Here is a 25765-nt window from a genome sequence, read left to right on the forward strand (position 1 = left end):
GATAAAAATTTCATCAGGAGGTGATGTTTGATGTGATGGGTATATGTGTATGGTGATGCACAAATACTACAGTATCGCGAGTAATATCCCGCCAACTGTTGCCGCAGCGGACAGGTATTGCCCTGCTGAATAAGAGCCATCATCTTCTTCTTCAATTTTATCCGGGTGATCCATCCCCAGAGCTCCATGAGCAAAAGATTCAACTTTGTCCCCAACAGACTCGTTAGCCGCTTTATCTACTTTGGCTTCCTTATCTATTTCTTGTAGTGCAGCAAGAAGTGCCTTCCCTTCTTCAGAAAGGGTAACTTTATTCTGTTCAACCTTTATTGGAGACGCTTCAGAAGCTGCATTGGTTGTGCTTTGCGCTTTCAATTGTTGTGGCGAATATACTTGAGTCGTACTCGATCCTACAGGTGTCATGTGGCTCTCCCTTTACATGCCCTACAAAGTGTATCGGCTAGCGAGTGAAAAACTTGTGTAAATTTTCAGCTTTGTGATTGTTTTTTACTCAAGCAATTCTCGTGCCGATACATCTATAGCTATTCGGGTTATAGGAGTAATTCAAGTTAAAGTAACTGGCCCGAGTTAAAGGAACTAGTTCAAGTTAAAGGAATTAGGCCAGAGCTAAAGGAGCTAGCCCAAAGTTAAGAAACAAAACCCAGCTTAGAATCAATTACATGACAGACCTTTACTGCGCCCAGCCAGCTTTTTATATGCCAGCATCCGATTTTCTGGCTTAACAAAGCGAGTTGGTGGATCAAGAACCTGTAATTGATAGTCTACAGAGTCCATTGTTAGTTCAGACACAGGTGTAATGACGACCACCTTTAAGTCTGGAGACCTCTTCAAGATCGATGCAGCAGTACCAAGCCCACCTTCAGTATGAAACTTACCTGCTATATGAACAACAGACTTATCTGGGTTACTGGCTAGGTAGTTGACAATTGATTCAGCCATAGTTTCATCCCATGCTATCTGCGCAGCGTATTGTTTCTCTGTTTGCTCTGGAGAACCATGATGCAGCGATGCCATAAATTTATCTTTATATGGGCTACCTGAGGTATCAATGTCTTTTGCTAAGAAAGCTCGCTCTTGGTCATCTAATGAATCTAAGTATCCAAGACCTTGGCGCCCTATACATTGAACCACTGGTTTAGGGGCGTTAGAGGCGATAATGTCTAGACGGTTTGCTTTTGCTAGTTCAACCAGTGGGCGGTAATCACTTTCGTAATTTGGCCAGGCTGCAGCTTTGGACATTAATGTTTGTTCGCCAATCTCTCCTGCTAGATAGGCATTCAAAACCCCTTGGTGGTTCCGAGTGAATTGCTCCATAGAGACTGCAATATTCGGATTGTTGTTTGAAAGAGATTTTAGTAAATCAGTTTGGAAGCGATGTACACCTGAATGAGTGTGCCATTCGCCGATAAGGATTACATCTGCTTGACTTAGCTCGTCAGGAAGTTGGTTGAGTGAAATAGCCTGACCTGATGGGCTTACGAGTTGGTAATCATAATAGGTTAAAACAGCTTGAGAACCTCTATCCGAGGGTTGGCTTGCACAAGCAGTAAGTAAAACAGTTGTGATGAGAAGAATAATACGTTGCATAAAAATGCCTCCTTGATGAACGAGCATACTAAAGGAGGCAAGATTTTTATTCAATGCAAATGATAACTAATATCACCAAGGGTTAGGTGATACTTTTGATATCGGCAGCAAGTTAGACTTTGCGATACACCCTTAGCATGAAATCGGCTTCACATTTGAATTGCTTAGAAGCCATCAGCTGTTGTTTGAACTGCTCTGTTGCTTTCCACGCAAATGGTGTCATCTGTAATAAATCAAATGCCTCTGAACCGGTTAGATCCATCATATAGTTTAGTTGTTCTTGGTGGGAAAGCTCAAAACCAGCAATATCTTCTGCAGTTTCATCATGCATTCTTACACCATCATAGATTTCATCTCGTAGCTGATATAAATGTCGACCAGCAGGTGTGACGGTGATGACAACGCCATCATCTACAATGGTTCGATGTAGCTCTTCAGCTTTACACGGTGCATAAATGCGAAGTACTGCACCTAAGCTTTTATCTGCAAAAGGAAGGCGGTGACTTGAAGCTACAGAAAATGAGCATGAATCATAGCGTTTTGCCGCATATTTAATGGCCACCTTTGAAATGTCCAAGCCGTAAGTTTGAGCGATTTCCTGTTGGCTTTCTGATGCTTCTTGAGATTTATTGATTAACTGTAAGGCAACTTCGTTTGTGTAATAGCCTTCGCCACAGCCTATATCGAGTAACGTAGGTGTCGATTGAGATAAGTGTTGGGTACACAGTTTCGCCACAGCTTGACGCATAGGATCGTAATGTCCGCCTTCAAGAAAGCGACGGCGAGCTTGCATCATCTCTTTGTTATCACCTGGATCTTTTGAACGTTTATGGTGAGCTGGCATTAAATTTACGTAGCCTTCTTTAGCCAAATCAAACTGGTGATTCTTATCACATGAAAAAGTACGCTCTTTTTGAGAAAGAGGCTGGTGGCATAAAGGGCATTGATAAGTCATTACGAACTCGAACTAGAAATTTTAAGTCGAAAATTTTAACAGGAAGCTGATCGGTTCGCTAGCGTAACAAATGAGTGGAGGATGAATATAGAGCCAACGGATCGCTGACTCTATGGATTCATTTATAGACTTTAGGTTTCCCTAAAGCCACCTTTATCTACAGCTATCTTTGCCTAAGGCAATGAATGTCTAGTTAAAGAAATCTACTTGATGTTTAAGTGACTCTGCTTGTTTTTTCAGTTCATCGGCACTTTGTGAAGTTTTAGCACTTGTGGCACGACTTTGCTGATTCAAATCACTGATAGAGTGCGCGTTAGATGCAATCTCTTGGGACACTTGTGCTTGCTCTTCAGATGTTGCTGCAATCGTTTCGGCTTGTGCTGCAATCGATTGAACTTGAGAGGCAATGGATTCAAGAGCGGATCCAGCACCTTGTGCTTTATCGAGCACTTGATTGGCGTTCTCTTGGCTTTGTGTCATCAAACTTACGGCATTACTTGTTGATGCTTTGAGTTTTTCGATGATACTTACTACGTCTTTAACCGATGTTTGAGTTCGGTGAGCGAGTGTCCTTACTTCATCAGCAACCACGGCAAAACCACGACCTTGTTCGCCAGCTCGGGCTGCTTCAATTGCGGCATTGAGTGCAAGTAAGTTAGTTTGTTCAGCAATGTCATCAATCATCTTGGTAACGGTTTGTATGCTTTCACTGTCTGAACTCACTTGTTCAATTGCAGAAGCAGACTTGTCTAGTTGGTCATTGAGTTGTGCAACATCAATACAAACACCTTCGACAACCTCTAAGCCTTGTTGGCTATCGTCGTTAGCTAAGCGCACATTGTCTGCAATCGTACCGACTTGCTGTGCGACAGATTCTGCAGACGTTGCCATCTCTTCGATTGCAGTTACAACTTGTTCAACCTGTTCTTGTTGGCGATCTGATTGAGTTAAGTTATGACTTGCATCTTGAGAGACACTGCTAGAACCTACCTGGACTTGATCACTGGTGTCTCGTATTTCCCCAACCAGCGTATTGAGCTGAGTAGCCATTGCCGCTACGCCATTGTTTAAATTGCTGATTTCATTTTTGGTCTGCTGACCTGAATGAGGAATTTTAAGGCTGACTTCTCCTTTTCCTAAACGCATCATATAACCATTAAGGGTGGTCAATGGCGTTAGAGTTCTGTTTAAGAATACCGTTAGGACAACAATCGTTGAAATTGCAATTAAGGTTGCGATAAATGCGATGAGTTTTAGTAATTCGTCGCTGCCTTTGGTCACCTCTTTAATGAAGGTTCCGCCAAGCAACTTCCAATTCCAGCCCGGTACCTCTGTATACACGAGGTATTTCTCACCAACAGTGTTTTGATAGGCAAATGGGTATCGGATTAATCCTGAAGCCTGTTCAAATAGTTGATAGAAAGGCTTATTTCCTTCGTAATCTGCAACATCAATGATGGACTTTTTACCATCAGCGTTAGTTGGGTGTAGAAGATATTTACCTTGGTTGTCTTTATCATTATCGACAATAATTGTGTAGCCAGTTTCACCCCAAGAAACAGATCGCAAAGAATCAAATAGACTCTGTGTTGCATCTTCTACAGGCAAACCAATGAAAGAAATGCCATTAACCTTACCGTTCGCGCTGACCAAAGGAGAGTAATAAGTAATGTATCGTTGACCAAATAAAGTCACCTGGGCGTAATAAGGCTGCCCGTTCTTGATTTTGTTATAGCCAGGGTGATTTTTACCTAATGAAGCGCCAACAACTCGATTGCCAGATGGATCTTTTAGGGATGTAGATACTCGAATAAAGTCGTCACCAAAAGGGGCAAATAAAGTGGCTACAGCACCTGTATCACGAGTAAAGCTGTCTACAAGCTTCGTATCATTAATTAAGCTTTCCCCATACTGAGTCATATTTAGAATGTTGTGACCATTAAATTCAACTTCGTAGTCTTCAACATAAATACCAGCTAAGTATCCATTTCGGAATGTCGATTCTAAAACCTTTGAAGTATGTAAATAGGCATCAAACTGACCTGATATGGTCTTCGCCATTGCTTCTACTTTGGATTGGTGCTCTCTAAGCGTGTTATCCAGTAATACTTGGGATGCGTTTCGATATACGAGTGTGGCTATGGAACCAAATGCGACAAGCAAACAAAGCAAAATAACCAATTTGAGTTGGAAGCCAACGCTTTGATTTTTGTATTTTTTGAACATGAACTAACTATCCTGTATTCATAGAGGTGTAGCGGGTTGGTTTATAGATCATTCTCTATCATATTTTTTATAATACAAACTTATAAAACAGCATTGATTGATAATAATTAATGATTTAGTCATTAATTAGAAAACACTAACAATATAAGAAAGAGAAACTAGGAAGAAAATTTCCCAATGAACGAGATTTGTTCAATAGATATGAGTCTAGGCGGGTATTTTCGAATAAGAAAGTAAATGCAGCCCTAAAGCTGCATTATATTCCGACGCTTAAATCGTTATCGAGGTTATTGATTAAGCAAGGAGTTATCTATAAATAGTGCAAGCTTTATGCTTGAGCAGAGATCCTTGTAACTAGCTGGTGGCTTTCTCCTGGTGACAGTTCTTTGCCGGTCTCAATGCTTGGAGCGTGCAAAGTGGATTCAACACAAAGCATGGTGAGGTAACCGTCGTCTTGCATATCACCCATACTTGCAGCACCTTCTACCCATGGGTTCCAAAGTACAGCGGAATTATGTCCTTTGTTGTGAATGGTGATAGTGCGGTTTAGCACTTCATCTTTAACTAAAATGTTCTCTTCAGGTTGAGTGTAAACACGATCAATCGAATCAGTTAAGACTAAGCTTGGTTCACCTTGGCAAACTTTAGCGTCTTGCAATCCATCAATGTATTCCGCCCCCATACCTGTTGTCACTGTTTTGTGAATATCACCAACGTTTAGATAAGTGTGTAGAGCTCCAGAGAATAGCCATGCCTTATTATCTGTGTTTTTAACATCAAGAGTGATCACTAACTCTTCTGATATTTCGACGTTCAAACGAGCTTCAAATTGATGTGGCCAAATAGCTAATGTTTCTTCATTAGGTTCAAGTCCAAGGCTCACAATGACACCATTTTCACTTTCACGATGTTCAACAATTCGCCATTGGCTAGATCGTGCAAAACCGTGTGCAGGTGCGGCTACTCGACCAAACCAAGGCCAACAAACTGGTACGCCACCACGTAAAGCTGCTTTACCATCAAAGTTAGCTTGTTGGCTCATCCAAATTAGGTCTTCTTGATCAGTAGGCTTAAAAGATACAACGTGACCACCATGTAATGAGATAGCAGCCGTTGCTTTGTCATGAATAACTCTGACAAGTTTTACGCCATCTTTTTCAACAATAGTAATGTTGTCAGAAAGAACACTTAAAGCCGGTAAGTTTGATAAATTCATTACGATACCCTCATGGAAAAATAAGATTCAGATATTGGCTTACGTTAAGCTGTCTAGGGAGGTTTCTTCCTATCTATCGTGACAATATTTGAATCTTATTTAGAGTTTTAGACGTTAAACTCAAATTTTGGATACAAAAAAGGCGACTCAAGAGTCGCCTTTTAATATCTATTGTCTCAAGACAAGTACTGCTAATTGCGACTAACCGAAGTTAGTTCACTAAGTAATAATTACTTAGAGATGTGAGCAACTAGGTCAAGAACTTTGTTTGAGTAACCGATTTCGTTGTCGTACCAAGATACAACTTTAACGAATTTGTCAGTTAGTGCAACACCAGCTTTAGCATCGAATACTGAAGTTTGAACTTCACCGATGAAATCTTGTGATACAACTTGGTCTTCAGTGTAACCTAGAACACCTTTAAGCTCGCCTTCAGATGCTTCTTTCATAGCAGCACAGATTGCTTCGTAAGATGCAGCAGTTTTTAGGTTAACTGTTAGGTCAACTACAGAAACGTTAGCAGTTGGTACACGGAAAGCCATACCAGTTAGAAGGCCGTTTAGTTCTGGAAGAACTACGCCTACAGCTTTAGCAGCACCAGTAGAAGATGGGATGATGTTTTGAGAAGCACCACGGCCACCGCGCCAGTCTTTAGCAGAAGGACCATCTACAGTTTTTTGAGTTGCTGTAGTAGCGTGAACTGTAGTCATAAGACCAGATTCGATACCGAACTTGTCGTTAAGAACTTTAGCTACAGGCGCTAGACAGTTAGTAGTACAAGAAGCGTTAGAAACGATGTCTTGACCAGCGTAAGTTGAATCGTTTACGCCCATAACGAACATTGGAGTTGCGTCTTTAGAAGGACCAGTAAGAACAACTTTCTTAGCACCAGCAGTGATGTGCTTACGTGCAGTCTCGTCAGTTAGGAAAAGACCAGTTGCTTCAGCAACTACGTCTACTTCGATAGCATCCCACTTAAGATCTTCTGGGTTACGCTCAGCTGTAACACGTACAGTTTTACCGTTAACGATTAGGTTACCGCCTTCAACTTCAACAGTACCGTTGAAACGGCCGTGAGTTGAGTCGTACTTAAGCATGTAAGCCATGTATTCAACATCGATAAGGTCGTTGATACCAACAACTTCGATGTCATTGCGCTCTTGCGCTGCACGGAATACGAAACGACCGATACGGCCAAAACCATTAATACCTACTTTGATAGTCATTGTAGTTGCTCCACAACTTAATTTCTGATTAAAGATAACTGGTAGTAAAATTACAGAATCCAGTATACATCTGCAATAGATAATCCGTCTTAACTTGTTTAAAGTCAAAAAAAAGCGACGCTTTTCTTAACAATTACATGTAAACGATTGAAATTTGACCGATGTAGGTGGTTCTGTGTGCTTCCAGTTGGGTAAAATACCTCTAAATGACGATTCACTTATGAGTGTATATGTACAATGTATCTCGGGAAGGAAGTATGTGCTACAAAACGAGATAGATGCAAGTTTTTATAGAAAAAAGTAAATATAATAAGAGTTAATGTAGAGAGATATTAACGTGAAAAACGTGAGAGGAAATACGATGAAGCCTGATGAATACTGGCGTGAACGCCTTACTGATAGAGAGTTTGAAGTGTGCAGATTGCGCGGTACTGAGGCTCCGTACACAGGAAAGTTACTGCATAATCATGAAACTGGCATTTATAGTTGCACGTGTTGTAGTGCTTCGCTCTTTTTGTCTGACAATAAATATGATTCGGGGTGCGGCTGGCCAAGCTTCGACGCTCCTATTAATGATACATCAGTACGTTATATTGAAGATCTAAGTCACGGTATGAAGCGTATTGAGATTAGATGTGCAGCATGCGATAGCCATCTAGGTCACGTTTTTCCTGATGGACCACAAACAACAGGTGAAAGGTTTTGTGTAAACTCAGTGTCGTTAATTTTCAACAAAAATGAAAAAAGCGGTGAATAAGTCACCGCTCTTGTTTGATTTTTTCAAAAATGTATAAATATTAGCTTTGCTTATCCCATTTAGTTGGAACAAGTGAAGCTTTAAACATCCCTTCTTGAATCGCGTCTTCTATTATGTCCGCGATATCGTTCAATTCTTGGTACTTCTCAGCATTAAAGCGATACATCACTGAAAGTTCTGCCTGTGATGCAATGGGTACTTCAAACCGTTTCGCCACCATTGCCCACATATACGCCTTTTCTAAATTACCAAGACGGTGGTTAACGCTGGCGAGAGATTTGAATATTTCAGTATTGACCTTTTTCCCATTAGAGAGAACCAATGCATTCTTTAATAGTGCAATGGTTTTTGGGTAATCCCGCGTAGTATAAAAGGTTGCCAGAGCATACTGCATTTCTGCTGTGTTTAATGCTTTAGTGCCTTCAAGCTGAAGAAAGCTACGTCTTGCATCAGTATTACCTGTTTGAGACCAAAGGAAATACAAGGTTTCAGGCTCTTTCGAATCTGATAACTCATCGACAATACGGTCAAGCTCACCAATACTGTGCATCAAAGCAGAGAATCGGCGCTGTTTTAAAGCGGATTGATCGATAGGTTCAAGCTGAGAAGCAAGCTCGAGACACTTCCTATAGGCGGCAACTAATGTGTATTCTTTTACTTTGTGAGCATCTGTTGGCTGCTTTAAAACTTCAAATCGGTGCCATATTAAATCGGTTCGAGGAATGCGGCATTGCCCATCGTTCATGTTGAGCTCTGAACATTGTAAACCTTCATGGCTTTCACAAAGTTGATCGGTATTTTTATTACCTTCTAGACACCCAGATAAAATCACAGGCGCTACGGCTAAGCTTAGCCATTTTAAAATTCTCATAATCCTTCACTTGTGATCAAATACACTTATTTATTAGCTTCTTCTTGACTCAAATTACCCAGAGGTTACTTTCTGGTGAATAATGTAACGAAAAAGGCATTCCATGAATTCAGAACAACTCCTGAGCGCGATGACGCCAGATGTATACGAACGTTTAACTTATGCCGTTGAAACCGGGAAGTGGCCTGAAGGCACTGTGCTTTCAAAAGAACAGCGTGATTCATGTATGCAAGCTGTCATGCTTTACCAGTCTAAGCATAATGTAGATGCTCAGCATATGACAGTGGCAGCAGGTGGTGATATTAGCTTTAAGTCAAAGTCTGAACTAAAAAAGCAATTTCATGCTGAGCAGCAAGATATCGTTAGAGTGAATCCAAACGATTAATATCTGTTTCTTCGGTCTATTTTATATATGCACATTGCTATCTATATAATTTAGAGGAAAGACAGTAGTCTTTTATGTAAAAAGGCCGGTTATTCATGATAGCCGGCCTTTTATATTGAGCAAGAAAATGACTTAGAGTTTTATGTCATTCACTTTGTAAGCTCTTTATAAGCTCATTTCGCCACGTAATACTTTTTGCATTTGAGCTTTCACTTCTTCGTAGCTTAAGTTTTGGCTCAACAGGTAATGTAACTTAGCCAGTGCCGCTTCTGGTGTCATATCGTAGCCACTGACAACACCTGATTCCGCTAGTGCACAACCCGTCGCGTAGCCACCCATATTGACTTTACCCGCTAAACACTGAGTTAGGTTCACCACAATAACACCTCGCTCTGAAGCATCTTTTAAGTGCTGAAGTAGTTCTTGATTTTGTGGGGCATTACCCACACCAAAAGTAAGCAAGATCATTGCGTTTACTGGTTGAAGTAAGGTGTTGCGAATCACTTCATGTGAGATACCTGGATACATGGTTATTACACCAATTGGCTGTGGTGTGATGTTATGTACTCGGAATTCTCCTTCAGGCTTTTGATCCACCACCACATTATTACCTAGTTGGATATTAATACCCGCTTCAAGTAATGGTGAAAGGTTTGGTGACGTAAAAGCGTTAAACCCATCGGCATGAGATTTAGTACTGCGGTTTCCTCGCATCAATTTATTATTGAAGAATAATGTCACTTCATTGATTGGGTAATTCGCGGCAAGGTGCAAAGCATTAAGCAGATTCGCTTGTCCATCTGAACGTAATTCAGCAAGTGGAATTTGAGAGCCCGTGACGATAACTGGCTTACCGAGGTTTTCTAGCATGAAAGAAAGCGCAGAAGCGGTATATGCCATGGTGTCTGTGCCATGCAAGATAACGAAGCCGTCGTAATTATCGTAGTTTTTACGAATATCATCAGCAATAGTTTGCCAGTCTAACGGCGTCATATCTGAAGAGTCCATCAATGGTGAGTATTCATGAATGGTGTACTCAGGCATTTCAGAACGATGAAATTCAGGCATGCTTGCCAGTTGTTTATCCATAAAGCCAGCGACAGGTACATAGCCATGGTCGTCAGATTTTTGCATACCGATAGTGCCGCCAGTATAGGCGATGTAGATATGTTTTCTTGGCATAGTGATAATTACTTAGTGTTATATGGGGAACAGGGCGGCGATTATAGCGAATTATGATGTAATAAAAAGAGGTACCTCACACAGAGGTACCTCTCGTCATAACTTATATTGAATGAAAGAAGAGTCGCGCTTATTGAACTTGGCAGTTTAAGCAGAAAGCATAACGTCCTTGAGGATCGTTAAAGCTGTCTAATAGTTGACTATCTTGCACTAATTGTTGGGTAACTGGCTGTAAACTGCTAGGAACCAGAGATTGTATATCAAGGCCAATAGAGACTTTAACTTGGTTCATGAACTCTTGGATGAATTGCTGGGTTGGAGATAACGGCTCTTCTGCCCAGTAGATATTGTAGTTTTCTAGTTCTGCAAGTTCAGCTGCGATACTAATCGCATCATCAAAATCGCCCATTTTATCTACGAGTCCGAATTGAAGTGCGTCTTGACCAGTCCAAACTCGGCCTTGGGCAACCTTATCAACTTCCGCCAGTTCAATCCCACGGTTGTCACTGACTAGGCTAATAAAGCGGTGGTAGCCATTTTCAATGCCCATTTGGAAAGCATCTTTAGCACCATCTGAAAGCCCCGTTGTCACTCCTAGACCTGAGAAAGGAGATGTGCCAACACCATCGGTGTACACGCCTAAGTTATTTAAGCCTTTCTCAAATGTAGTAATAACGCTAAAGATACCAATAGAGCCAGTCAAGGTAGTCGGTTGAGCGACGATTTGATCCGCACCCATAGAGATCCAGTAACCACCAGAAGCGGCTAGGCTCGACATAGAAACCACAACGGGTTTACCGGTAGCGCGAATCGCATCAATTTCATTGCGAATTACTTCAGATGCAAAAGCACTTCCACCAGGGCTGTCTACACGCAATACCACCGCTTTTACTTTGTCGTCGTTACGAGCTTGGCGAAGCAAAGAAGCGGTAGTGTCACCACCAACTGTGCCACGTGGTTGGCGGCCATCCATAATCGCGCCACTCGCCACTACAACTGCAACATCACTTTCTGCTGTGTCCATTTTAGGCAGCATAGTCGTTTGATATTCATAGTAACCAAGTGCGTTATAGCTATCTTCACCGTCACTGCCGAATACGTCTGCTAGTTCAAGTCTAACTTGTTGACGAGTTGATAGTTGATCGACAAGCCCTAGTTTTTTTGCAAGATCAGCAATATTGCCATCTACTGATTTTAGATCTTCGAGGAAGGAATCCATACTTGGGTTGAGAGTGTCCGCGGATATTTGGCGGTTATTGGCAACATCATCGACATATGCTCCCCATAATTGACCTAACCAACGAGAAGCTGATTGCTTCGCTTCATCTGACATATCGTCACGGATGAAAGGTTCGATGGCTGATTTATAAGTACCAACTCGGAATACGTGTGTGTTCACGTCCAGTTTTTCTAAGAACGTTTTATAGAAAAGGGAGTAAGCACTGTAGCCTTTTAGCATCACCCCCCCATCAGGTGACATGAAGATTTTTGTCGCATAACTGGCTAAATAATATTGGCTTTGATTATAGAAATCGCCAACCGCATAGATAGGCTTACCAGAGGCTTTAAACTCATTTAATGCCTTCGCTATATAGCGCAGCTTTGTCAGGTTTGTCTCCGGTAATTCACGCAAGGCAAGCACAATACCAGTGATGTTATCGTCGTCTTTTGCATAACGAATGGTTTCAACGATATCAAAAAGCACATTCTCTTTAGGTAAGTCTTGACCAAAGATAGAGCCAGTAAAAGAGTCGACAGGGTTCATGTAGCGACTTTGCTCTACAATGGGACCTGAAAGGTTAAGTACTAGAGCAGATTGTTGCTGAACCGTTGGCTGCGTCGGGGTTGAGTAAAAATACACAAAATAAATCAGTGCAATACTCAGTAAAAAGAAAATGTTAGCTAACGCTAAACGAATAAAAGTGATGAGCTTCCATATTCCTTTGAAGATCATGCTAATAAATTTGAATATTTTTTTCATTCTGTCTCCACAGCAAGATTACGGCTTTATTGATTCGGCTATACAGGTAATCTTAATAATATTAACTGCTTAATATCCTACGTTAATTCTATCAACCAAACTATCTTTCATCGAGTATTCGCTGGTCAATACAGGTAATTGATATGAATTCTCAGTTAAGTAACACAATTTAACAACTCATTAAGTGTAGGTCGCTTAACGTAACGTGGTGATTTTTAGTGTTCTTATCGGCGTTCATTTAGCTGCGCATTATGATCGGTGTTACATAATTGTAAACAGGTGTTTGATATTTTGGTTTTTGGGTAATATTCTGGTCTGACCACAAAGATAATAAAATAAGTGATGTCTGCCATGTACCCACATTTGCTCGAACCATTAGATCTCGGATTCACTCAATTACGTAATCGCGTATTGATGGGATCAATGCATACCGGATTAGAAGAAAATAAAGAAGGTTTGCATAAACTCGCCGCTTTTTATGAAGAAAGAGCAAGAGGTGGTGTAGGGCTTATCGTTACGGGAGGCTTCTCCCCGAACTTACGAGGCAGGCTTCACCCATTCAGTGCGGAGTTTAGTAAACCTAAGCACGCCAAAGCTCATAAAGTTGTGACTGATGCTGTACATAAGCATGATGGGAAAATCGCACTACAGATCTTACACGCTGGTCGTTATGCGATGCATCCCTTTGCTCAAAGTGCTTCTGGTATTAAAGCGCCGATAGCCAAGTTTGCTCCTAGTGAAATGAGCCCTCGTCAAATTAGAAAAACGATTGATGCTTTTGCAAACAGTGCTGAACTGGCACAACTTGCGGGCTATGACGGCGTGGAAATCATGGGTTCAGAGGGTTACTTGATTAACCAATTCATCTGTAAGCGAACCAATATGCGTTACGACGAATGGGGGGGCTCTTATGAAAAGCGCATGCGTTTCCCTCTTGAAATCGTAAAAACAATCCGTGAGGCCGTAGGGCAAGATTTCATCATCATCTTCCGATTATCGATGCTTGATTTGGTTGAACAAGGCAGCACTTTTGATGATGTTGTATTGCTGGCTAAAAAATTAGAAGAAGCGGGCGTTACGATCATCAATACCGGTATTGGCTGGCATGAAGCACGCGTGCCTACAATTGCCACTCAAGTTCCTAGAAGCGCTTTCTCTTGGGTAACGGAGAAAGTGAAACCGCATGTCTCGATTCCGGTGGTGACTTGTAACCGAATTAATACACCAGAAGATGCAGAAAGAATTTTGAGCTCTGGGCAAGCGGATATGGTGTCAATGGCGCGACCATTCCTAGCCGATCCAGATTTCGTTAACAAAGCAGCCCAAGATCAAGCTAAATTCATCAACACCTGTATTGGTTGTAACCAAGCTTGTCTTGATAATGTGTTCAAGGGGAAAAGAGCCAGTTGCCTTGTGAACCCTAGAGCATGTTATGAAACAGAAATTGTGGTTCAACCTGCAGTGACGAAGAAAAAAGTAGCGGTTGTGGGTGCGGGTCCAGCAGGGCTTGCTTGTGCGACGACCTTGGCTCAACGTGGACACGACGTTGACCTACTAGAGAAAAATGATCGTATCGGCGGTCAATTCAGATTAGCTATGCAAATCCCCGGGAAAGAAGAGTTTAGAGAAACGATTCGTTATTTTGCTAATCAAATTGACGCATCAGGGGTCAACCTTAAATTAGACACGGAAGCCACATTCGAAATGCTGCTTAAATACGACGAAGTCGTGATGGCTGCAGGGGTTGAGCCAAGAAAGCTAGATATTGAAGGTATTGAACAAAGTAATGTTGTTGATTACCAAACGCTCATTCGTGAAAAAACAACTTTAGGCGATAAAGTGGCAATAGTTGGAGCGGGTGGTATTGGTGTGGATGTCGCGACAATGCTAACGGAACCAGCTTCTCATAGCCTTGATGACTGGTTACACGAGTGGGGCATTGATAAAAATATGGAACACCCAGGGGGGCTGTATCCTTACCCAGACTCTCTCAGTGAGAAAACCGTTTGGGTGATGCAGCGTAAGGCTGGTCGCGTAGGTAAAGGTCCTGGTAAAACAACGGGGTGGATTCATAAACGTACGCTTGAAAAACGCGGTGTGAATCTATTAGGCGGTGTGAGTTACCAAAAAATTGATGATCAAGGGCTGCATATTGAAATCAATAAGAAACAGCAAGTGCTAGACGCTGATTCGGTGGTTGTTTGTGCAGGGCAAGTGTCTGTTCGTCCATTTGAAGATATGTGGCAAGAGTTTGGTGGCAAACTGCACGTGATAGGCGGTGCTGATTATGCGGGTGAATTGGATGCTGTGCGTGCGATTCGCCAAGGTGTTGAGCTAGCAATCAAGCTGTAGAGCGGGTTATCAAGCTTTAGGATTTCGTTAAATGTTCTTGCTAAACGAGCTTGAAGTGGAAAAGTAAATAAGGCTCCTAAGTCATAGGTTTAGGAGCCTTTGTTGTTTCCAGTACCGTTTAAAATAATGCCTCAAATGGACAGCTGTTGAGATTTATTATCGTTTGTAATCTGTGCTACAGTTCAACTATACAAACAATAAAAATTAGTAAGGACTTCAAATGGATGCTTTGGATCTATTGCTCAACAGACGCTCAATCGCAAAACTCTCTGATCCGGCACCTGAAGGTGTTGCATTAGAAAATATTATCAAAGCCGGTTTACGAGCTCCTGACCATGGTGCGCTAACGCCATGGCGCTTTGTGATTGCACAAGGTACAGGCTTACAAAAGCTTTCCGATATTTTAGTTCGAGCAGCAGAAGCGGACGAAAGTGAAGAAGCGGTCATTGACAAAGTAAAGAAAGCGCCGTTTCGAGCACCTATGGTTATCACTGTCATCGCAAAAGTGACTGAACACGACAAAGTGCCTGCATTCGAGCAACATTTGTCTGCGGGTTGCGCTGCGCAAGCAATGCAAATGGCCGCAGTCGCGCAAGGTTTCCAAGGTTTTTGGCGTTCAGGCAAGTGGATGTTCCACCCAGAGGTTCATCAAGCATTTGGTCTAGAAGGTGACGATGAAATCGTTGGTTTCTTATATCTAGGTACACCGGGTTGTACACCTATGAAAGTCCCGGAAAGAGAATTTTCTAAATTTGTTGAGTTCCTATAATCCGATACGGGCTTTTATAGCTGTACAAATAAACAGTTTTCCTTGATTTATTAGAGCCACATTAGATAATGTGGCTCTAATTATTTATAGCTATTGGAAAACTATGTCTCGTCTTATCATCGCCGAAAAACCAAGCTTAGGGCGTGCAATTGCGGCAGCATTACCTAACCCACAAAAGAAAGACCAAGGTTTTATTCGTTGTGGTAATGGCGATATCGTTACGTGGTGTATTGGTCACTTATTAGAGCAAGTTGAACCCGATAGTTATGATGAACGCTATAAAAAGTGGAACTTAGCCGATTTACCGATTGTTCCGGAGCAATGGCAGCTTCGTCCAAGAAAAACATCCAGTAAACAGCTCACAGTAATCAGAAAGCTACTCAAAGAAGCCACTCAAATTGTTCATGCTGGCGATCCTGATAGAGAAGGGCAATTGCTTGTAGATGAAGTCATTGATTACTGCAAGGTTTCTAAAACCAAAAAAGAAGCGATGCAGCGTTTGCTTGTCAGCGACTTAAACTTACCCGCGGTTAAACGAGCATTAAATCAAATGCGCAGTAACCGAGAATTTATCCCACTTTCTATCTCCGCTCTTGCACGCTCTCGTGCGGATTGGTTATACGGAATGAATATGACGCGCGCCTATACCTTATTAGGTCAAAAAGCGGGTTACCAAGGTGTGTTGTCGGTAGGTCGAGTGCAAACGCCAGTGTTAGGTTTGGTGGTTCGCAGAGATGAAGAAATAGAAAACTTTGTTTCGAAAGACTACTTCACTTTGCATGCACTAATTCCATACCAACCACCGGATGGTGGCCAAAGTGGTCAGTCATTTGATATTCGAGCTCGCTGGAAACCAAGCGAGGCATGCAAACCTTGGCAAGATGAAGAAGGGCGCGTGCTTAATCGTAAATTGGTTGAAAATGTGGCTAATCGCATTGCGAATCAACCTGCGACCGTTATTGAGTCTGAGCAAAAACAAACCAAACAATCTGCTCCTTTACCTTATTCTTTATCTGCTTTACAAATTGATGCTGCCAAGCGTTTTGGTATGAGTGCGCAGCAAGTCTTAGATACCTGTCAGTCTTTATATGAGAAACACAAACTCATTACTTATCCGCGTTCAGACAGTCGCTATCTCCCTAAAGATCATTACTCTCAAAGAGAATCTGTTGTTGACGCTATTGCGAATAACGCTAAAGAGCTGTCCAGTGGTGCTCAAGGGGCTGACTTATCTCTTAAATCGAAAGCTTGGAATGACAGTAAAGTCGATGCGCACCATGCGATTATCCCTACGCCTAAAAAATCATCGGTTAATGGCTTGTCAGCGAATGAAATGAAAATTTACCAACAAATTGCTAGGCAGTATTTAATGCAATTCTACCCACATGCGGTTTTTGCTGATGCGAAGTTAGTCTTTGATATTGCTGGTGGTGTTTTTACTGCAAAAGGACGCCAGCTTGTAAGCCCTGGCTGGAAAGTGCTTATGGGTAAAAGTGATACAGCGGAGAAAGAAGAAGGAGTTGATACGGTTCCACCTCTAGCGAAAGGGACAGTGCTAACTTGCCGTGAAGGGTTAATCAGCGATAAAAAAACAGAACCACCGAAGCATTTTACTGAAGCGACTTTATTACAAGCAATGACTGGTATTGCTAGATTTGTTGCAGATAAAGATCTTAAAGCAATACTAAAAGAGACCGATGGCTTAGGCACGGAAGCAACACGAGCAGGGATTTTGGATACTTTATTTAAGAGGCAACTCCTAACTCGTCAAGGAAAAAGTATCCATAGTAGCCCTGCAGGTCGAGGGCTAATTAATGCATTGCCGACTGATTCAACATACCCAGATATGACCGCTCACTGGGAGCATCAACTGCAAGGCATGGCTGAACGAAATCAAGCCTACCAGCCATTTATGCAGGCGCTTGAAGGAAAGGTCGATGGTTTGATGGCGCTAGTCAAAACGGGCGAAGTGCCGGAATCATTGCGTCATTTACCTAAAGTGGAAAGACCCGCCTTCAAGCGTAGAAAAGGTGGAACACGTAAAAAAACAACTGCAAGAAAATCGACCAAAGGCTAGCCTAGCTTTCTACCGCAACGTTGGAAAAGCTGCTGCCAATATTTTACGTGATCTAATATGGCGAGCCTAAACCTCTGGTGGTTATCTCTAATCGGGAAATGATATTGATGGATTGAAAGCGTCTGAGAGAAAAGGGTTAGGCTTGGAGAAAGTGTTTGGTAATAGCTATCAAGGTGAGCCATATAGGGTTGCACTTTTTCTATGTATTGCTGTTCAAATACGTTATTTAGATATCGAAATTGGGTTTGGTCACGCTGTTTTCCACAAGTGATCTTATGGTCATTTTGTTCTAGTTGGGTCGTGATTAAAGCCAGCTGAAATGTGGCATTGGCTAAAGAGTAATTCAAATCCCCTATAATAGGGTTTCTTTCCAAAACCTCTTGTACGTCTACAGTTTTGGTTTGGGTTGATGGTGTGAGTATAGCGCTATTGAGAAAAGTAAGCGCATCGCTGATTTGTCCTACCCGAACATCAACATCTTCATTTATCCAACCTTTAAATCTAAGCTGACTTTGCATTGCTTGGCTTGTATACAGCAGGTTCCATTTGTGTATTTTAAGCTGAGCATCTTTCTTTTTCTTAATTTCAACGAGCTGCTGAACGACGCTATCATCTAACTTGGTGACGTTGTTGGTTGCTAAGCACGACTCTAAACCCTCAATTAAAGCGACTTGGTAGTCAAAATTACGAAACTCATCGGCGACTTTTCCAAGTACCGAATTTCTTTCTGCTATGAGATTAAATAGACCACACTGGCGCAGTTGGTAACTGTCTAACAGGCTTATCGATATTTCAGGAGGGCTAATGAAGAGTTCACGTTTACGTGGCAAGGGTGAAGCTTCGAATTCACGAGTTAGCTGACTTACATCTTGAACACGAGCGATACGTTCGTGGTAGTCGTTAAAAACATCGCCAGGAGATGTTTCTTTGCACCCTGATATCAAGACGAGGATCAGGGAGATAAATAACGAAGATAGTGGCTTGCGAGTAGTCGGCATATCTTAAGTGTAGCGAAGTTTATCAAGTCGATTCAAGATCAGGCTAATACACTTAATTTTATACACTGAATTCTCATACCCAACATTTAAGCTACATTGTTCACCGATATCAGAAAATCGACAGCCCACCAACTTAACATCATAAAGCTTATAAAAGCACCGAGTGCCGCGAAGGTACCTGCAAATACACCTAAGAAGAATGAGTAGTTAAGATTCATAAAAATCCAAATAATTATATTGATTGATAATTATTATCATTTAATTGGGTTGAATCCAAGCTTTATCCTGATACCATTTTAGTATCTCAGATTTGGTACCTTGTATGATCCCTCTTATTTATCATCCGTTCTACTCTCAACTTCCATTGCCTGACGGGCACAGATATCCAATAGATAAGTACAGGTTGCTCTATGAAGCTGCAATACAGCAAATCGAGGCACTGCCTTCGTGGTCGGGTGTATTCAATTTTGTGGTACCAGAGAAGCTTAATGTTAAACAGGTTAAACAAGTTCATTGCCCTGATTACATTGACCTATTAGTTCAAGGATCTATGCCAGCAGCTAAAATGAGGCGGATTGGTTTCCCTTGGAGTGAGCAGTTAATTGAGCGGACATTACTGTCAGGAGGGGGAACGTGTTTAACGGCGGAACTGGCGATTGAACATGGACTGGCTATCCACTTGAGCGGAGGGTATCACCACGCACATTATGATTTTGGTAGTGGTTTCTGTTTAGTTAACGATTTGGTTCTTGCTGCGAAACACGCTCTAGAATTTGATGGTATAGATAAAGTGCTGATTATTGATAGTGATGTTCATCATGGTGATGGCACCGCTACATTATGTGCTAATGATTCTAACGTGATTTCAGTGTCATTTCATTGTGATAAGAATTTTCCTGCCAGAAAGCCAAGTTCTGATTTTGACGTTCCTTTAGCCAGAGATACGGGTGACGAAGAGTTCCTAAACTGCTTTGAACAAGTGACAAAAATGGCGATTGCACACCATCAACCTGATCTGATTATTTATGATGCGGGGGTCGATATTCATATTGAAGATGAACTTGGCTACTTAAATATTACGACTGAAGGTATTTATAAGCGTGATTTATTCATGTTGGCATTAGCAAAAGAGAAAGGGATTCCGATTGGATGCGTAGTTGGTGGAGGGTACCGAACGCAACATGAAGACTTAGTACCTATTCATTTACAGCTGTTAGAGGCGGCAGTGAGCCTAAATGTATCTTAATCTTCTGGGGGTTGTTTTCGATATTTTATAAGTTCGTTGTTCAGCCAGTCTTCACTTCGCAGTCACCCTTTCTCATCTGGTTAATTATCAAAACACCAGAGATCAGTGTTCATCAATGATTTTTCCAGCAAAGAATAAATTGTTAGTAAAACCATAGATGGAAGAAAAAGAAAATCCGCTGATTTTTCAGCGGATTGTTAAAATGTGACCATTAATGTTTCTTAAGCTCATCTAGCACCATGGAATTGTGCTGTTCATGAATGGTGTTCACACGCACGCGTTTTTCAGGTTCTAAACGTTCATATTCAGTTAGGTAGATATCACTATGAATATGCTCTGCAATCATCTTCACGATCAGCCGGTTATTCGCATACAAACCCACAGTTTCTTCACGATGAGAAAACATCAAGGCTAGCTTCATATCTGCCACACACATAAAGCGATGAGAAGGGTATTCTGTCTCTTCCGTTTCAGAGCGTGAGTATAATTCTATCTTTTCATGTGGTTTCGCCATTTTATTGAATGAGAAACCGATAACTCTGACGCCACGCTCTACTGCATCGCATAATTCTTTTGAAAAAAGCTCTAAATTAAAATCAGTGTTGAGGTAAACCTCAAGGTTAGCCTGATTAATAATTTCTTTGGCTTTTTGCAGTAAATTCTCAGAGCCCGTGAGGTTATAGACGAATTCTTTTTCCTCTTGCAGCATCATCTTTGAAAGTTCTGTTTTGAGGATATTAATGTTCTCTACAGTCTTCTTCTCAATTTGGCTAAAAATTAAATCGGGTGATTTGGCTTCATACTCTTTTGTGTCCCCATCGGACAGAAAGATATAGCCATTGGTGTAGAGGTTATCTATCGATGAGTAGACAGAAGATCGCGAAATAGAGATCTCTTTCGCTATTTTATATCCGCTGGAGCGGCCATTTTTCAGCAAATTAATGTAAACAAGTGCATCGGTTTTGGTAAATCCAAAATCCATCAATTTGGTCACTAGCTCTGACACGGGTTGTCCTCTGAAACTGTTCAATGTTTTCTTCCTGCTAAGGTTACCATTCCTGCAACTATGAGCGTAAATGATTGTTGTTATTTTTTATTGCGATGAGAGAAGCGCCGTATGCAAAAAGGAATTCATCTTGCGGTAGCTGAGTGATTACGGGTAAGTCACTCGCGGCGTTGTTGCGATAGAGCGCGACTTTCAAATCGTTACGTAAAGAAGGATAGGCGCTTGCGGATCCAGATAAAATTAACTGACTAGGGCTTAAAGACTGGATGGGCTTAATTAAACTACGAGCCAGTTGGTCAACAAAAGTTCGATAGATTCGGGTTGAATGTGTGTCTATTTCATCAACACCATCAAAGATTTGTGAAAGAGTTCGGTCACGCAATACGACTTGGTGGTACTGACGTTCAATGCCTTGCTCGGAGACAAACTGTTCTATGCATGTTTCATTTCCGCAGCGACAGATTGGTGTTAAGCCATCAACGAGCCACTGAAAGTTGGGCAATGTTGAATGAGCCCAATTAGCACATAGTGAGTGATGAACATTCTTCATTTTATTGTAGAAACTGATCCCGCAGCTATCACCAATGGTGGCACTTAATACCGTCTCATTGGTAAGGTTTTTTGAGCGTTGGAACTCCGTCATGATGGCACTTTGCGAGTGGTTGACGAGTATGCAATCACAGTTAAAACGGTTTGTTAAATCAATAGCCAATTGTGCTAGGGGTAAATGGTCGTCTTGAGAGCCGTCACGCTCTGCGGGTAGATACTCTGAAGAGTAATATTCAGAAGCACTGATACCTATTGCGGCGACTTGCCCATATCGCCAGCTAACTTGAGTGATCAGTTCAGCGAGATATTTAAATAGGTTTTGTTTATCTTCTGGCGTTTTCTGCACTGTTCGATACACCTCTTTACCAAAAGAAGTGCTTATTATTGAGTGAGTAAGTAGGGAATCAATAGAGATTCCCATAACAATCGCAGTGTTCATCAAGTTATTGAACTTTCTCGATAAGGTAGCCAAATGCTTTGATTGAGATTGAACGTCCTTCTAGCTCAATTTGCTTGTCGTGTTCGCTATTATTGAGAACAAATAAGTGCTCAGCTCGGCGATAAGCAATACAGTCAGCATCGTTTACAGATACCCAGTCTAGGTTTGGTTGGTTTAAATCGGGATTAGCCTTACGTAAAGCGATCATTTCTTTGATGAAAGCCTTAAAGTCTAAGTCGTGATTCTCCACATTCCACTCCATACATTTACGATTATTCTCACTGCCCATACTACGGCCACCATCCATACCAATTTCGCCACCGTAATAAATACAAGGTGCACCTACTTGAGTGAACATGAATAAATACGCGAGTTTTGCTTTACGTGTATCGCCTTGGCATAGAGAAAGGATGCGCGTAGTGTCATGGCTATCAAGCAAGTTAAACATCGCTTCATTAACGTTTCTTGGGTATGCCATGTACGAGGTATTTACAGCATTAATAAAGCTATGCTTATCAAACGCAGAGAGCGCAAAGTAGTCGGTAATGGCTTGGGTTAATGGGTAGTTCATCAATGAATCGTATTGATCACCGCGCAGCCAAGGCATGCCTTCATGCCAAATCTCACCAAGAATGTAGCAATCTGGGTTGACTCCTTTGACGACTTTTCGGAAGTCTCGCCAGAAGGCGTGGTCAACTTCATTGGCGACGTCTAAACGCCAGCCATCGATATTGAATTCTTCTACCCAGTGACGGGCTACATCTAAAAGGTACGATCGGCACTCTTCGTTTTCAGTATTTAACTTTGGCATTTCAACGACGTTGCCGAAGGTTTCGTAGTTGAGGTTCCAGAAGTCCCATTCCTCTTTAGGCGTATCAGGATAAACTGGGAATTTATTAATCCAGAACCAATCGGCGTATTGAGATTCCGCTCCTTTTTCAACAACGTCCAGCCATAAAGGAGATTGAGTGCCAATATGGTTAAATACAGCATCTAACATGACTTTCATGCCGCGCTGGTGGGCTTCTGCTACCAGTGCTCTGAACGCTTCATTACCGCCAAAATGTGGGTCGACATTATAGTAATCAACCGTGTCATATTTGTGGTTGGCATTGGCAGTAAAGATAGGGCACAGATATAAGCCATTAACGCCCAGATCTTGTAAGTAATCGAGTTTTTCAATTACGCCCCACAAGTCACCACCCATAAAGTTATCCGATTTAGGCTCTGTTCCCCAAGGTTGGACATTGATAGGTGATATGTCAGGTCGACCATTTGCAAATCGTTCAGGGAAAATCTGGTACCAAATGGTATCTTTCACCCAGTTAGGTGTTTTCAATACATCGCGTGGGTTGATGTATGGGAAACAATAAAAGTTACTCAAATTACTGAGTTCTGTTTCTGCTTTTTTAGGTTCAGATAAATCAGCGCATCGCTTTTCACCGAAGAGAATCTTTTCTCCATCTTTACCGTATAAAATAAACCCGTAACGGCTACGGCGTTTTGGCGGCTTAAACTCTGCAAACCAATGGTCGTGGTGCTCGGTTTCACCTTCGTGAATCATTGCTACTTCGTTACCACCTACCCAACCGTGGGCATCGCTTCCTCCTAAATTACCACCATCAAGACCGCCTTCAGCCCAATGGTAAGGGTCGCCTATCCACAGGGATACACGTTCAATTTCACCTTTTGCACTACGTAATCGCAGGTGCAGTGTTTCATTATCATAGGCGTAACTGTCCGCACTCTTTGCCGAGTGTGTAAGTGAACTTCTTGTAATCATGCTGTATTCCTAGCGTTATTCTTTTACTGCACCGCTGACGAGACCAGTGGTGATGTGTTTTTGTGTTGCAACGAATAGCAACGTGATTGGGACGGCTACCAACAAAGAACCTGCGGCAAATAAGGTGAAATTCTCAGCGGAGTTCGATGAAATCCAACTGAAGATACCAATTGCGAGAGTCATTTTTTCTTCACTACGCAAGATTAGCGTTGGCAAAATGAAATCCATCCATGGTCCTGTAAATGAAACTAAGCCGACAAAGACAAGGATAGGTTTGGCTAGTGGTAAAATGATTTCTAAGAAAATCGTCATATGACCAGCGCCATCAATTTTGGCCGCTTCATCTAATGATGTTGGGATAGCGTCGAAGTAACCTTTCACAAGCCAAATCATGAAGGGAAGGGAGCCAGTGACGTAAACAAACAGTAAGCCAGCGTAAGTATCAATTAAGCCCATTTTGGACAATAAAATGTAAATAGCGGTCATTGATAGAAACGCAGGGAACATCTGCAACACTAAAATACTCATCATTACGTTCCGTTTACCCTTGAAGCGGTAACGTGAGAATACAAACGCCGAAATGGTTACCACGATCAGTGAAATGATCATATTGGCGGTTGCTAGGAAGAACGTATTTTTGTACCACTCAAAATATGGCGTGTCGGTAAAAAGTGCTCGGTAGTGGTCAAGAGTAAACTCCATCCCTGTAAACGATGAGCTAAATAAGTTATTACCCGCTTTAAATGACGCCATAACGGTCCAAATTACCGGTCCAAGTACTAACAACGCATTGGTTATTAGGAAGAGGTAAACAATGGCTGTACCGATTTTTCCAATAAACTTATCCATGTTACATACCTACATCGTCTTTAAAGGAATTCATGCGGCGGAACTGCCAAATAGCAATACCAGACAAGAATAAGAAGATGACAATTGAGATAACAGAAGCAATTTGGTACTGCTGGAAATCTAATGTCAGTTTGTAGATCCAAGTGATCAAGATGTCAGTGTGACCAGCAAATCGATATTCAGGGTTTATTGGACCACCTTCGGTTAATAGGAAAATTGCACCGAAATTATTGAAGTTATGGGCAAAGGTCATCACTAGAGATGGCGCAACTTGGTGTAATACCATAGGCAAAGTTATTTCCCAGAACTGCTGGAGTTTATTGGCTCCATCCACTTCACTGGCTTCGTAAAGATCCTCGGGAATATTCGTTAATGCACCCGCGATAAGTAGCATGAAGTAAGGTGCGCCGACCCAAACACTGACTGCAATAACCGTGATTTTTGCGGTAAATGGGTCAGATAAGAAAGCAACAGAATCTAGTCCCCAAGAATTCAATACCGCGTTAACTGGACCTATACCATTCAAAAGTAGGCGGAACATCAACAAGGTCACAAAGGCTGGAATGGCATAAGGAAGAATGAAAACAAAACGCCACGCTTTCTTTGCTTTGATGTTTTTGTTTTGCAATGCAAGCGCCAGCAAAAATCCAAAACCGCAAGTACAGATAGTGGCAAAAAATGCCCACATTACTGTCCAAGATGCCACGCCAAAGAAGGTGCTTGACCAAATTTTAAGCTCAAATAAGGCAAAGAAATTCTTAAAACCAACCCAATCAACCAAATTCCTTGGTGGAATATGATGAGGCGCAGAATAGTTAGTAAATGACACCATCACAGTAATGATGATCGGCATTATGATGAAAGCAATACTGGCTACAAAAGCAGGGGACAGCATGATAAATGCGAATTTTTGGTCGTAAATATCTTTGATCTGTTCACGTAAAGTCAGGTTGGTTCTTTGGGTTTCTTTTGCATCTTTAACGTTGGCTAAATATAAGCAAATGAATAAGAAGCTATAGAGTAAGGCGATCACACCTTCTACCAGCATAAATACTGAGTTGTCGCCTTGGGTGATCGTAAAGCCTTTACGCACTTGAGCTACGTCGCCTAAAGTTACTAACCCTTTCAGCGAAGAGAGTAGCTCAGGGAAAACCAATAACGTAATTAGCTGCATTGCTAAGAATACGCCACCTTTTACCCAGTGACCTTTTAAGAGTTGTGTGCTCCCCATTATGAGGAGAGCAGCAGGCACTCGTGGTGCCGGCTTAGTCTCTGATAACAACATAGATCCTC

21 protein-coding genes are annotated in these 25765 nt (G+C 41.8%); 6 read left to right on the plus strand and 15 right to left on the minus strand.

Annotated features, from left to right (window positions below):
- Nucleotides 1-66: 66 nt before the first annotated feature.
- The 6 genes from L4C37_RS17705 to gap all read right to left on the minus strand — a co-directional run bounded on the left by L4C37_RS17705 (nucleotide 67) and on the right by gap (nucleotide 7228).
- Complete coding sequence (locus L4C37_RS17705) at nucleotides 67-420, minus strand: hypothetical protein (RefSeq protein WP_137374686.1); 354 nt, start codon at nucleotides 418-420, stop codon at nucleotides 67-69.
- Between the two features lie 249 nt (nucleotides 421-669).
- Entirely contained in the window at nucleotides 670-1605 is a 936-nt protein-coding gene (locus L4C37_RS17710; protein ID WP_429769334.1) for a ChaN family lipoprotein, read from the minus strand.
- A 112-nt stretch (nucleotides 1606-1717) separates the two neighbouring features.
- The gene (gene rlmA, locus L4C37_RS17715; RefSeq protein WP_429769335.1) at nucleotides 1718-2560 is read right to left on the minus strand and encodes a 23S rRNA (guanine(745)-N(1))-methyltransferase; all 843 of its coding nucleotides are present in this window, start codon (nucleotides 2558-2560) and stop codon (nucleotides 1718-1720) included.
- Nucleotides 2561-2749: 189 nt separating this feature from the next.
- Complete coding sequence (locus L4C37_RS17720) at nucleotides 2750-4786, minus strand: methyl-accepting chemotaxis protein (RefSeq protein WP_372266000.1); 2037 nt, start codon at nucleotides 4784-4786, stop codon at nucleotides 2750-2752.
- A 328-nt stretch (nucleotides 4787-5114) separates the two neighbouring features.
- Complete coding sequence (locus L4C37_RS17725; RefSeq protein WP_429769336.1) at nucleotides 5115-6002, minus strand: D-hexose-6-phosphate mutarotase; 888 nt, start codon at nucleotides 6000-6002, stop codon at nucleotides 5115-5117.
- Nucleotides 6003-6232: 230 nt separating this feature from the next.
- Nucleotides 6233-7228 carry a type I glyceraldehyde-3-phosphate dehydrogenase gene (gap, locus tag L4C37_RS17730; protein ID WP_137374681.1) on the minus strand — a complete coding sequence of 332 codons (996 nt, stop codon included), beginning with the start codon at nucleotides 7226-7228 and terminating at the stop codon, nucleotides 6233-6235.
- Between the two features lie 361 nt (nucleotides 7229-7589).
- On the opposite strand from gap, the gene msrB reads away from it, so the two are divergent.
- Nucleotides 7590-7985, plus strand: a complete 396-nt coding sequence (msrB, locus tag L4C37_RS17735) for a peptide-methionine (R)-S-oxide reductase MsrB (protein WP_429769337.1) — start codon at nucleotides 7590-7592, stop codon at nucleotides 7983-7985.
- A gap of 40 nt (nucleotides 7986-8025) precedes the next feature.
- On the opposite strand, the gene L4C37_RS17740 is transcribed toward msrB, so the two are convergent.
- Nucleotides 8026-8856, minus strand: a complete 831-nt coding sequence (locus L4C37_RS17740) for a DUF2989 domain-containing protein (protein ID WP_137374679.1) — start codon at nucleotides 8854-8856, stop codon at nucleotides 8026-8028.
- 103 nt (nucleotides 8857-8959) lie between these two features.
- Here L4C37_RS17740 and L4C37_RS17745 point away from each other — a divergent pair, with 103 nt between their 5' ends.
- The gene (locus L4C37_RS17745) at nucleotides 8960-9241 is read left to right on the plus strand and encodes a YeaC family protein (protein ID WP_429769338.1); all 282 of its coding nucleotides are present in this window, start codon (nucleotides 8960-8962) and stop codon (nucleotides 9239-9241) included.
- A gap of 165 nt (nucleotides 9242-9406) precedes the next feature.
- Here the strand turns inward: L4C37_RS17745 and ansA are convergent, their stop codons facing one another.
- The gene (ansA, locus tag L4C37_RS17750) at nucleotides 9407-10423 is read right to left on the minus strand and encodes an asparaginase (RefSeq protein WP_273297082.1); all 1017 of its coding nucleotides are present in this window, start codon (nucleotides 10421-10423) and stop codon (nucleotides 9407-9409) included.
- A 130-nt stretch (nucleotides 10424-10553) separates the two neighbouring features.
- A complete protein-coding gene (gene sppA / locus L4C37_RS17755; RefSeq protein ID WP_429769339.1) occupies nucleotides 10554-12404 on the minus strand; it encodes a signal peptide peptidase SppA in 1851 nt (616 codons plus the stop codon).
- 342 nt (nucleotides 12405-12746) lie between these two features.
- On the opposite strand from sppA, the gene L4C37_RS17760 reads away from it, so the two are divergent.
- The 3 genes from L4C37_RS17760 to L4C37_RS17770 all read left to right on the plus strand — a co-directional run bounded on the left by L4C37_RS17760 (nucleotide 12747) and on the right by L4C37_RS17770 (nucleotide 17602).
- The gene (locus L4C37_RS17760) at nucleotides 12747-14756 is read left to right on the plus strand and encodes a 2,4-dienoyl-CoA reductase FMN-binding domain-containing protein (protein ID WP_429769365.1); all 2010 of its coding nucleotides are present in this window, start codon (nucleotides 12747-12749) and stop codon (nucleotides 14754-14756) included.
- Between the two features lie 220 nt (nucleotides 14757-14976).
- Nucleotides 14977-15525: an NAD(P)H nitroreductase gene (locus L4C37_RS17765; RefSeq protein ID WP_137374675.1), complete on the plus strand. Its 549-nt coding sequence runs from the start codon at nucleotides 14977-14979 to the stop codon at nucleotides 15523-15525.
- 103 nt (nucleotides 15526-15628) lie between these two features.
- Entirely contained in the window at nucleotides 15629-17602 is a 1974-nt protein-coding gene (locus tag L4C37_RS17770) for a DNA topoisomerase III (protein ID WP_429769340.1), read from the plus strand.
- On the opposite strand, the gene L4C37_RS17775 is transcribed toward L4C37_RS17770, so the two are convergent.
- The gene (locus L4C37_RS17775) at nucleotides 17599-18600 is read right to left on the minus strand and encodes a DUF3080 domain-containing protein (RefSeq protein WP_429769341.1); all 1002 of its coding nucleotides are present in this window, start codon (nucleotides 18598-18600) and stop codon (nucleotides 17599-17601) included. The genes L4C37_RS17770 and L4C37_RS17775 overlap by 4 nt on opposite strands.
- Before the next feature lie 322 nt (nucleotides 18601-18922).
- Here L4C37_RS17775 and L4C37_RS17780 point away from each other — a divergent pair, with 322 nt between their 5' ends.
- Nucleotides 18923-19846, plus strand: a complete 924-nt coding sequence (locus L4C37_RS17780; RefSeq protein ID WP_429769342.1) for a histone deacetylase family protein — start codon at nucleotides 18923-18925, stop codon at nucleotides 19844-19846.
- Between the two features lie 211 nt (nucleotides 19847-20057).
- Here the strand turns inward: L4C37_RS17780 and L4C37_RS17785 are convergent, their stop codons facing one another.
- From L4C37_RS17785 to L4C37_RS17805, 5 genes are read right to left on the minus strand one after another with little or no spacing between them, the layout of a single operon-like run.
- Nucleotides 20058-20852, minus strand: coding sequence for a TrmB family transcriptional regulator (locus L4C37_RS17785; protein ID WP_137374671.1), 795 nt, complete (start codon nucleotides 20850-20852; stop codon nucleotides 20058-20060).
- Nucleotides 20853-20910: 58 nt separating this feature from the next.
- The gene (locus L4C37_RS17790; protein WP_429769343.1) at nucleotides 20911-21840 is read right to left on the minus strand and encodes an ROK family protein; all 930 of its coding nucleotides are present in this window, start codon (nucleotides 21838-21840) and stop codon (nucleotides 20911-20913) included.
- A 4-nt stretch (nucleotides 21841-21844) separates the two neighbouring features.
- Entirely contained in the window at nucleotides 21845-23623 is a 1779-nt protein-coding gene (locus L4C37_RS17795) for a glycoside hydrolase family 13 protein (protein WP_429769344.1), read from the minus strand.
- 15 nt (nucleotides 23624-23638) lie between these two features.
- The gene (locus L4C37_RS17800; protein ID WP_017092506.1) at nucleotides 23639-24472 is read right to left on the minus strand and encodes a sugar ABC transporter permease; all 834 of its coding nucleotides are present in this window, start codon (nucleotides 24470-24472) and stop codon (nucleotides 23639-23641) included.
- A gap of 1 nt (nucleotide 24473) precedes the next feature.
- Nucleotides 24474-25757 carry a carbohydrate ABC transporter permease gene (locus L4C37_RS17805; protein WP_004734076.1) on the minus strand — a complete coding sequence of 428 codons (1284 nt, stop codon included), beginning with the start codon at nucleotides 25755-25757 and terminating at the stop codon, nucleotides 24474-24476.
- Nucleotides 25758-25765: the final 8 nt, after the last annotated feature.

The organism is Vibrio kagoshimensis (genome assembly GCF_050337535.1).
Classification (GTDB): domain Bacteria; phylum Pseudomonadota; class Gammaproteobacteria; order Enterobacterales; family Vibrionaceae; genus Vibrio; species Vibrio gallaecicus.

Excerpts from the sequence above, each read along its gene's own strand:
- L4C37_RS17705 (WP_137374686.1), bottom strand. The coding sequence starts at position 420 with ATGACACCTGTAGGATCGAGTACGACTCAAGTATATTCGCCACAACAA.
- L4C37_RS17710 (WP_429769334.1), bottom strand. The coding sequence starts at position 1,605 with ATGCAACGTATTATTCTTCTCATCACAACTGTTTTACTTACTGCTTGT.
- rlmA (WP_429769335.1), bottom strand. The coding sequence starts at position 2,560 with ATGACTTATCAATGCCCTTTATGCCACCAGCCTCTTTCTCAAAAAGAG.
- L4C37_RS17720 (WP_372266000.1), bottom strand. The coding sequence starts at position 4,786 with ATGTTCAAAAAATACAAAAATCAAAGCGTTGGCTTCCAACTCAAATTG.
- L4C37_RS17725 (WP_429769336.1), bottom strand. The coding sequence starts at position 6,002 with ATGAATTTATCAAACTTACCGGCTTTAAGTGTTCTTTCTGACAACATT.
- gap (WP_137374681.1), bottom strand. The coding sequence starts at position 7,228 with ATGACTATCAAAGTAGGTATTAATGGTTTTGGCCGTATCGGTCGTTTC.
- msrB (WP_429769337.1), top strand. The coding sequence starts at position 7,590 with ATGAAGCCTGATGAATACTGGCGTGAACGCCTTACTGATAGAGAGTTT.
- L4C37_RS17740 (WP_137374679.1), bottom strand. The coding sequence starts at position 8,856 with ATGAGAATTTTAAAATGGCTAAGCTTAGCCGTAGCGCCTGTGATTTTA.
- L4C37_RS17745 (WP_429769338.1), top strand. The coding sequence starts at position 8,960 with ATGAATTCAGAACAACTCCTGAGCGCGATGACGCCAGATGTATACGAA.
- ansA (WP_273297082.1), bottom strand. The coding sequence starts at position 10,423 with ATGCCAAGAAAACATATCTACATCGCCTATACTGGCGGCACTATCGGT.
- sppA (WP_429769339.1), bottom strand. The coding sequence starts at position 12,404 with ATGAAAAAAATATTCAAATTTATTAGCATGATCTTCAAAGGAATATGG.
- L4C37_RS17760 (WP_429769365.1), top strand. The coding sequence starts at position 12,747 with ATGTCTGCCATGTACCCACATTTGCTCGAACCATTAGATCTCGGATTC.
- L4C37_RS17765 (WP_137374675.1), top strand. The coding sequence starts at position 14,977 with ATGGATGCTTTGGATCTATTGCTCAACAGACGCTCAATCGCAAAACTC.
- L4C37_RS17770 (WP_429769340.1), top strand. The coding sequence starts at position 15,629 with ATGTCTCGTCTTATCATCGCCGAAAAACCAAGCTTAGGGCGTGCAATT.
- L4C37_RS17775 (WP_429769341.1), bottom strand. The coding sequence starts at position 18,600 with ATGCCGACTACTCGCAAGCCACTATCTTCGTTATTTATCTCCCTGATC.
- L4C37_RS17780 (WP_429769342.1), top strand. The coding sequence starts at position 18,923 with ATGATCCCTCTTATTTATCATCCGTTCTACTCTCAACTTCCATTGCCT.
- L4C37_RS17790 (WP_429769343.1), bottom strand. The coding sequence starts at position 21,840 with ATGAACACTGCGATTGTTATGGGAATCTCTATTGATTCCCTACTTACT.
- L4C37_RS17795 (WP_429769344.1), bottom strand. The coding sequence starts at position 23,623 with ATGATTACAAGAAGTTCACTTACACACTCGGCAAAGAGTGCGGACAGT.
- L4C37_RS17800 (WP_017092506.1), bottom strand. The coding sequence starts at position 24,472 with ATGGATAAGTTTATTGGAAAAATCGGTACAGCCATTGTTTACCTCTTC.
- L4C37_RS17805 (WP_004734076.1), bottom strand. The coding sequence starts at position 25,757 with ATGTTGTTATCAGAGACTAAGCCGGCACCACGAGTGCCTGCTGCTCTC.